Origin of the sequence: Paenibacillus solisilvae (assembly GCF_042656405.1) — a bacterium.
GTDB lineage: Bacteria > Bacillota > Bacilli > Paenibacillales > Paenibacillaceae > Paenibacillus_Z > Paenibacillus_Z solisilvae.
Genome location: NZ_JBHSOW010000084.1, coordinates 1 through 7,350, shown reverse-complemented (window position 1 = coordinate 7,350; position 7,350 = coordinate 1). Strand labels below are relative to the sequence as shown.

Genomic DNA, 7,350 nt, shown 5'->3' with positions numbered 1-7,350 from the left:
CGAAAAAAATGAAGGCGTTAATATTCGGTTAGTCTGATTACTGAGAAACCGATTTATGAAATTGATTCAGGTGTGTACAATTTAAGCATGCTTCTGGAGACACTCCATATGTTTGGAAGCATTAACGAATATCCTACTTGCCTGTGATGCTTGGATTGGAGAACAGGATGGACTCCGTTGTTTCCCAGAGCCTCGGCAGGAATTGGATGACCTCCTCGGCGCGATGAGTGAGGGTATCGGCAGAAGTAATTCCCAAATCAGCGATAGCTTCTTCAAAGGCTGGAGTGAGTGAGTGCTGCAGGTCCGCTGGAGCGTCCGCAGCAAGAATCTTGTGGCAGCGTGCAAAGGTCGCAATGATCCAGAAGATCGCTTCGCGATGGCAGCCTGACTGGATGAGATCACGGCTTCCGTCGATTGCAACCGGCCGCGCTGCAGCCGTAATGTCGGTGCTGAAGAAGAAAGGCGTCTTGGCAGCAGCCGCAGCGGCGTCGAATGTCCGGCTTAGCGCGTTTAGATGATATTCAACGCGCTGAGGATTAAGATTAGCACAGCCGAGCAGCTTCAACAGGTCAAGATAGAGAGCGTCATGGCCGTATTCCTTAAGTACATCGCGCGCCGCAAGATAGCGCAGACGCACAGTGGGGTTGCGAAGAGCTGCTACCAGGAGGACATGTGTAGTTACACCGGTCGGGAACAGCCATGAATTCACCAGATCGTGCAAAGGTGCGGATGTGTCGATGGCCCGAAGTCCGTTCTCGATCTTGAGCCGGACGTTCTCGCAGCGGCGGCGTACCCATTCCAGATCAGCAAATTGCCGAGCAACCTGTGTTTGAAGGCTCTGCAGATATCCGGTGGGATCGGCTATGATCGTGTTGACGCGGAAACTGCCTGCAAGGTGATAGGAAGTCAGCACCTCCTCAACGGAGGCTAGCTGACTCATCGACAGATAGGTTGCCTCCACAAGGGTATCCCGATAAATGAACTTCCCAAGTTTTAACGGGGGTTCGTCATCCGCAATGACAATTACAACGTCGATATCGGAAGCCGCCGACATCTCTGCGTCATCGGGCAGCCCTATCGTTGAGCCGCTGAAATAAGCCCCCTGAAACCCAGCCTCCCGGCTTGCATGGTGCGTGACCCATTCTGCCGCTGCAGATCGCGCTGATCCTACCTTCATAGCTATCATCCTCCAAGTCGAACGGATAAATTGTGATTCGCTGCTTGAACTGCCTTTAGCGATTATTTTCTTTAGCCGTCTTCATTATACTTCAACATTCTAGTAGAAGTAGGAGATTTCCGTAAATTAGGAGGCGCTATTATAAAATATGAAAGAGTAGCTTCTATTGTTGCTCCAATAAAACGAAGTGATCATGTAAAAAATGATCATTTAGAAAATTGCAACCAGTCGTTTGGTTGGATAAGTCATCCATAAAGCAAAAGCAATCCAAAAGCATCGGTAAAAAGGTTTCCGTGGGAAAGCATCCTCGGTACCTTTTTTTGTGTTCAAGTGAACTATAGAATGAACTTAAAAAAATGCACAATATGTTTAGTTGGTGAAAAAGCATGCTGCTGATTGAAAGAGGCTTCTGGCAATGCGTTTTTTGTTTTTTTCGGTCCCATAAATTCTATTGTTTAATATAGTTAAACATTTCGGGTGGGAGGAGTATTACCACTGAGACGTCAAAAAGTTCGAATCTCTCAAAGTAAGGTACTCTCGTAGGAATCTGTGCAGGCGGTACTCCATTATCGCTTCCATTGCCACCACTGTTGCCGCTACCACCGCCAGCACTTGACGTTGCTCTCGTTACCGTCACGGAGTACGTATTCGTCGTGCCATCCTCTGCCGTCACCACGACCGTAATCGGGTTGCCCCGCGAATCACTAGCTGAAATACACGACAACGGACCACCAAGGATACCGTCAATATGCTTCCGATTCGGAGAAATGCACACGTTCCAGGAACAAACGAAAGATCCTAACCCGCCATGTATGGGAAGACAGCAAGGAATGGGTTAGAAAAAACAGATTGACCAAACCGTGCAGAACATGAACCTGGATAAGGTGGCCAGGGGATAAGAATCCCCCTCTTTTTTCGCATCTGTCTGACCCGATTCCAATGTCTGATGATAAGTAAACTTTCAACATAAAAAATCCCCCGTCAGGGAGAAAAACGTCAGCGGTATTATGGATTGCCAGTAAAGAAGGGGCAGACAAGTTTTATGATTTATTTTGCAATAATATTCCAAAACCTGTTTACGACTCGGGATCAAATCGTGCCACCCGATGGAGAAAAACAGAAAAAATGTTGCAAAATGCAATATTTTAACGATTGATAAAGAGGTTTATTGCCATCATAATTCTTTATGTAGCGCTCACATGTTTTAAGTGTTGCAAAAATACACCAAGGAGGATATAACGTGAAAATTAAGGCTGCAATCGATCGAATTCCTGGTGGCTTGATGATCCTTCCGCTATTTCTTGGAGCCATCCTTCGGACGATGTTTCCAAATTTGGCCGACGATACGATCTTCAAGGGATCATTTACAGGCGGAATGATGACAGGTGCGACGGCTTTGCTCGGTGCCTACTACATCTGCTTGGGCACGACATTGCAATTTCGATCAACCGGTTACATTTTAAAGAAGGGCGTCTCCCTTTGGGCAGGTAAGATTTTGACTACACTTGTAATCAGCTTGCTCATCCGTTACTTTGCCCCTGATCAAAATCATTTGTTCTTAGGTTTGTCTGCTCTAGCCATTGTTGCTGCTTTTTCGGATTCCAACGGCGGATTGTACATGGCACTCGTTGGACAGCTCGGAAAACGGAAAGAAGATGTGGCCGCTTACTCCGTCATGTCCCTTGAATCCGGTCCGTTTTTCACCATGCTGATTCTCGGCGTTACGGGACTCGCGAGCTTCCCTGTGGAAGCATTTGTATTTGCTCTCTTGCCGCTGGTCATTGGTATGATTCTTGGAAACCTGGATATTGACATGCGGGAGTTTCTCAGTAAAGGGATCCACATTCTCATCCCGATGTACTCCCTCGGTCTTGGTTTTGGAATTAACCTCAGCAACCTCGTGAAATCCGGAGCATCTGGCATCATCTTGGGCATTGCGGTCGTTGCCATCACGGGCATCGTTCTCTATTCATTGGATCGCCTCACTGGCGGCAACGGCGTTGCCGGCGTGGCAGCAGCATCCACAGCAGGGAATGCGGCGGCCGTTCCAATGACTGTTGCTGCCGTATACACGGGCTATCAAGAAATTGGGGCATCCGCGACTGCGCAAGTCGCGACTTGCGTGATCGTCACGGCTATTCTCGTACCGATTTTGACCGCTTGGTTGGCACGGCGTAATCAAGTGAAGGAATCGGCCAGCGGCTCTTAATGGAAGATTACGGTTCTACGTGATTCGCAAAGTTTACAAACGTATTGTGCCTGCCCACCCTGTGCATTTACGATGCTAAGGGTGGGCAATATTCTTGGCCGACTGTTTTATAGGGAGTGATCAATTTGTTAGCTCAGTATCAATTTCAATCAGCAAAAAAAATTGTCGCGGGCAGACATTCCATTGAAATGCTTGCGAGTCAATTACAAGAAATGGGAGAAGTTCGTTCGGCGCTCATTCTCACTCAGCCAAGCCTCATTCGCCTTGGTCACATCGATGAGATGGTTCAAAAGCTGTCTAAAGCGGGAATTTCCTCGGAAGTACTGACAGGCGTCATGAACGAACCTACAGTTCAAAACATTGAAGAACTGGGTCAGAAACTAGCCACACAAGATTTTGACGTTTATATTGCGATTGGCGGCGGCAGCGTCCTCGATGCAGCAAAAATTCTGTCCGTGTTAAGGACAAACTGCGTCCCTGTCTCCGAACTCCTTGGGACCAATTTGGTTAAGAAGCCGGGCGTCCGAACCGTACTCATACCCACCACATCTGGAACTGGTTCCGAAGTAACGCCAAACGCAATTGTCACCGTACCGGAAGAAGAACTTAAAGTCGGGATTATCAGCCTGTATCTCTTTCCCCAGCTCGTTATTGTTGATCCTATTTTAACTCTTGAACTCCCGCCAGCTGTGACAGCGGCGACAGGAATGGATGCCTTTACCCATTCCATTGAATCATTCATTTCAAACAAGGCTAACCCGCTAAGCGACATGTTTGCCCTTGAGTCCATGCGCAAGATCTCTGCCGGCATTGTCCAGGCGTATGAACATGGATCATCGGTCGAAGCCCGCGAAAATATGCTCCTTGGCTCGATGTACGGCGGAATGGCCTTAACGTGTGCCGGCACTGCTGCCGTCCATGCCCTTGCATATCCGCTAGGCGGGAAATTCAACATTCCTCACGGTGTCGCTAACTCCATGTTGTTACCACATGTCATGGAATTTAACTTCGACGCGATCAGTGAGAAACTCGCCCAATTATTCCCGGTATTAGGCCTCTCCGCTAGCAACAGCTTAAGCGAGGTTGACGCTGCGCGGAGAGTCATCGAGCAAATTGTCGCGTGGACAACAACTCTGAACATTCCTCAAGACCTGACTGCATTCGGCGTGTCTGAGGATGACGTCCTTGACATAAGCAAATCTGCGATGAATGTAACTCGACTTTTGAACAACAACCCAAAAGCGGTCAGTATCGAGGACGTTCAAGAAATTTATCGAAAATTGCTACCTTAAAATCATTTATGGAGGTTCGCACTAATGCAACTTACACTAGACCTCGCAAGGAAACTGATTGAATTGGGGAAGGAAAAAGCGACCAAAGACTTCGGCAGACCGATCAGCATCACCATCGGAGATGAAACGGGTTCGGTGCTGACATTTGACCGAATGGACGGCATGCCGCAGCGAAGCGTCCAAATCTCCCAACAAAAGGCCTATACGGCCGCTCGTATGGGTGTATCAACGGACTCTTTGTTTGAAAGAATTCAACGGGAACATCTTGAAATCAGTTATTTCTGCGATCCCGGATTGACAGCTTTGCCCGGTGGAAACCTGCTGAAGAATAGATCCGGAGAAATCATCGGGTGCGTAGGAGTTAGCGGTCTTGCCGTCAACGAGGATCATAGCATCACTGAATATATAGCCGGCATTGTCTCCGAAGAACAAGTAAACTGACAACCTGAATTATTACCGTTACTTATGGTAGACTTCTCCGTATATCACTCTAAATGTGAAAAAGCTTCGAGCCTGTCATTATTGACAGGTTCTTTCATTATTCCTTACTGACCAAATATTTCGCCTCACTTGTGATAAACTATCCTGCCCGTTCTTCATAATTAAAACGTCAAGCCCCGCAGCGGCGGAGCTTGACGTTTTACGACCGGAAGCCGGATTAAACCCGTGGTCAGAACGACTATTTGATGGTATTTGACAATTACAGTGCATCTTTGTCGTAGATCGTAATCACGCGCTGTGAGGGCGTTCCGAGCTTAGCTCCCTCTTCGGGAACCGATAGCTTCAATATAAAAGATTCAGCGCCTTCCGGTATGTCGTCATCCGAAATTTCGATATCAAACGTTCTCGAGCTATCGCCGTCTGAAAAAGTCAGCGTGCCTGACACATCCGTATAATCCTCGCCCGGCGTAGCCGTTATCGGAATAATCGAATAATGGACCGTTACAGGGCCGTCAAATCCGCCTTGCCTTAGAACTTTCATATGGATGGACCCCGACTCTTCAAGCGTGTAATAGGTGGGAGTATCGAAATAAAGCTTGCCGTAATGATCGTTGCTCTTAATCGTGATGACTGTTGCGGAAGCGCCGTCGGTCAATTTCGCACCGCCGGTCGGATTGCTCAGCGTGACGGTAAACCGCTCGTCGCCTTCCTCGTTATTTTCGTTCAGGATCGGAACCGTTATCGTCTTGCTCGACTCTCCAGAGGCAAAGGTTAAGGTGCCTGATACAAATTCGAAGTCGCTTCCTGCGGCTGCCGTCCCGTTGCTAGTCGCATAATCGACCGTTACGGTGCCACTGTTGCCGTACACACGCGATACCTCAAGGCTGATTGTCCCGTCAGCTTCATTTATGGTCCGGCTTGGCTGCAGCTGCAGGGAACCGGGCGGTTTGCTCATGCTCACATTATCTTTGTCGTAAATCGTAATCAGGCGCTCGGAGAGCGTTCCGAGCTTCGCTCCTCCCGTCGGATCGGAAAGCTTCAGAATAAAGGTTTCCGGGCCTTCCGGTACGTTGTCATCGATAATATCGATATCGAACGTTTTCTGATAAGAGTTAAAGGTCAGCGTTCCCGACTGGTCGATATAATCCTCGCCTGGTGTTGCGGTAACGGGTATGAGCGAATAGTGAACCGTCACAATGCCTTCAAATCCATTGGTCCGAAGCACCTTCATATGAATCGGCCCCGACTCTTCCAGCGCGAAGTAGGTTGGCGTATCGAAACTAAGGATACCGCCGCGGCCGTTGTCTCGGATGGTTACTTCCGTCTTCGAAGCACCGAAAACAAGGTCCGCCCCTCCAGTCCGTCTTACCTTCACATTTTTCAAACTGCTTTCGGACACTTTCTGGCTTGCGGCAACAAAACCCAACTCGACCGGAGAAGCCGCGAAGGCAGCCTGTCCGATGGCCGGCGCGAGAAGCGCCAACAGTATGACTGCCGAGAGCACCCGGGCCAGGCTTTTCCTGAAACGATAACATAAATGCTGAAACATCACACCGATCACCACCCTTGTACAATTTTTGGTCTATAACCGGAACTCAAACCAGATACAAAACGTATCAACGAGGATAATATAATCTATTTTTCCATTTTAAGTCAATCATTTTATAGAATCTAAATTTTCACCAAGATGGCTCAAAAATCAACAGGCTGCCGGTAAATCAGCAGCCATCTCGGGATCCAACTCCCACGGGCAGGATAGCGTAACAGTGCGCCTAGCAAAGCTAGGCACAACTAGTTGGTGAAAGTCCAACCGAGGTAGGGACCAAGCCGCCTCGTAGCTAGCAGGCATCTGGTGGCGAGATCCTAAGGATGAAGCCCTGTGAAAAACCCCAATCAGGGTGAAGCAAAACTGCAGGCTGTAACATAAAGTGAATCCTGCCGCATCGTCATATACAACCCGAAAGGGACAAGAGGGAGCCGAACCCCGTGTTGCACGGTGAAGGCCCATGGAACGCGTGAAGAACTTGGAAAAGCAGCGCGGAAGAATCCTCCGGTGTATGGGGAACAGCATGTAGTAACAGCTGTGTCTGGAACTAGGGAGACCCTACCTCGCACGACAGCGTCGTAAAGCTTGAACCTATAAGCCCGGAGGGTGAAGTGGTGAGCGGCGGGAAGGGAGTCGGAGAGGGTGGTAGTACCTAAGAACGCAGGACAACATAACCTGCGGGAGG

At 48.8% G+C, this 7,350-nt stretch carries 6 protein-coding genes and 1 pseudogene; 4 read left to right on the top strand and 3 right to left on the bottom strand.

The annotated features are described in order from the left end of the window. Window positions 1–133: 133 nt before the first annotated feature. Together ACFPYJ_RS23060 and ACFPYJ_RS23055 are read right to left on the bottom strand one after the other, a co-directional pair. Window positions 134–1,177: a hypothetical protein gene (locus tag ACFPYJ_RS23060; protein WP_379190578.1), complete on the bottom strand. Its 1,044-nt coding sequence runs from the start codon at window positions 1,175–1,177 to the stop codon at window positions 134–136. A gap of 448 nt (window positions 1,178–1,625) precedes the next feature. Further along, the gene (locus tag ACFPYJ_RS23055) at window positions 1,626–1,850 is read right to left on the bottom strand and encodes a hypothetical protein (protein WP_379190580.1); all 225 of its coding nucleotides are present in this window, start codon (window positions 1,848–1,850) and stop codon (window positions 1,626–1,628) included. A 17-nt stretch (window positions 1,851–1,867) separates the two neighbouring features. Between ACFPYJ_RS23055 and ACFPYJ_RS23050 the strand changes: the two are divergent. The 4 genes and pseudogenes from ACFPYJ_RS23050 to ACFPYJ_RS23035 all read left to right on the top strand — a co-directional run. Next, window positions 1,868–2,035: pseudogene (locus ACFPYJ_RS23050) on the top strand (IS5/IS1182 family transposase); the annotation flags it as partial. 382 nt (window positions 2,036–2,417) lie between these two features. Further along, on the top strand, window positions 2,418–3,386 hold the full coding sequence (locus tag ACFPYJ_RS23045) for a 2-keto-3-deoxygluconate permease (protein WP_379190577.1): 969 nt from the start codon (window positions 2,418–2,420) through the stop codon (window positions 3,384–3,386). A gap of 125 nt (window positions 3,387–3,511) precedes the next feature. Then, entirely contained in the window at window positions 3,512–4,678 is a 1,167-nt protein-coding gene (locus ACFPYJ_RS23040) for an iron-containing alcohol dehydrogenase (protein WP_379190576.1), read from the top strand. A 24-nt stretch (window positions 4,679–4,702) separates the two neighbouring features. Continuing rightward, window positions 4,703–5,119, top strand: coding sequence for a GlcG/HbpS family heme-binding protein (locus ACFPYJ_RS23035; RefSeq protein ID WP_379190575.1), 417 nt, complete (start codon window positions 4,703–4,705; stop codon window positions 5,117–5,119). A 259-nt stretch (window positions 5,120–5,378) separates the two neighbouring features. On the opposite strand, the gene ACFPYJ_RS23030 is transcribed toward ACFPYJ_RS23035, so the two are convergent. Continuing rightward, entirely contained in the window at window positions 5,379–6,668 is a 1,290-nt protein-coding gene (locus tag ACFPYJ_RS23030; RefSeq protein ID WP_379190579.1) for a Calx-beta domain-containing protein, read from the bottom strand. Between the last annotated feature and the right edge of the window lie 682 nt (window positions 6,669–7,350).

What these genes read in the sequence shown, in the direction of transcription:
- ACFPYJ_RS23030 (WP_379190579.1), bottom strand. Translation starts at nt 6,668, where the DNA reads ATGTTTCAGCATTTATGTTATCGTTTCAGGAAAAGCCTGGCCCGGGTG.
- ACFPYJ_RS23035 (WP_379190575.1), top strand. Translation starts at nt 4,703, where the DNA reads ATGCAACTTACACTAGACCTCGCAAGGAAACTGATTGAATTGGGGAAG.
- ACFPYJ_RS23060 (WP_379190578.1), bottom strand. Translation starts at nt 1,177, where the DNA reads ATGAAGGTAGGATCAGCGCGATCTGCAGCGGCAGAATGGGTCACGCAC.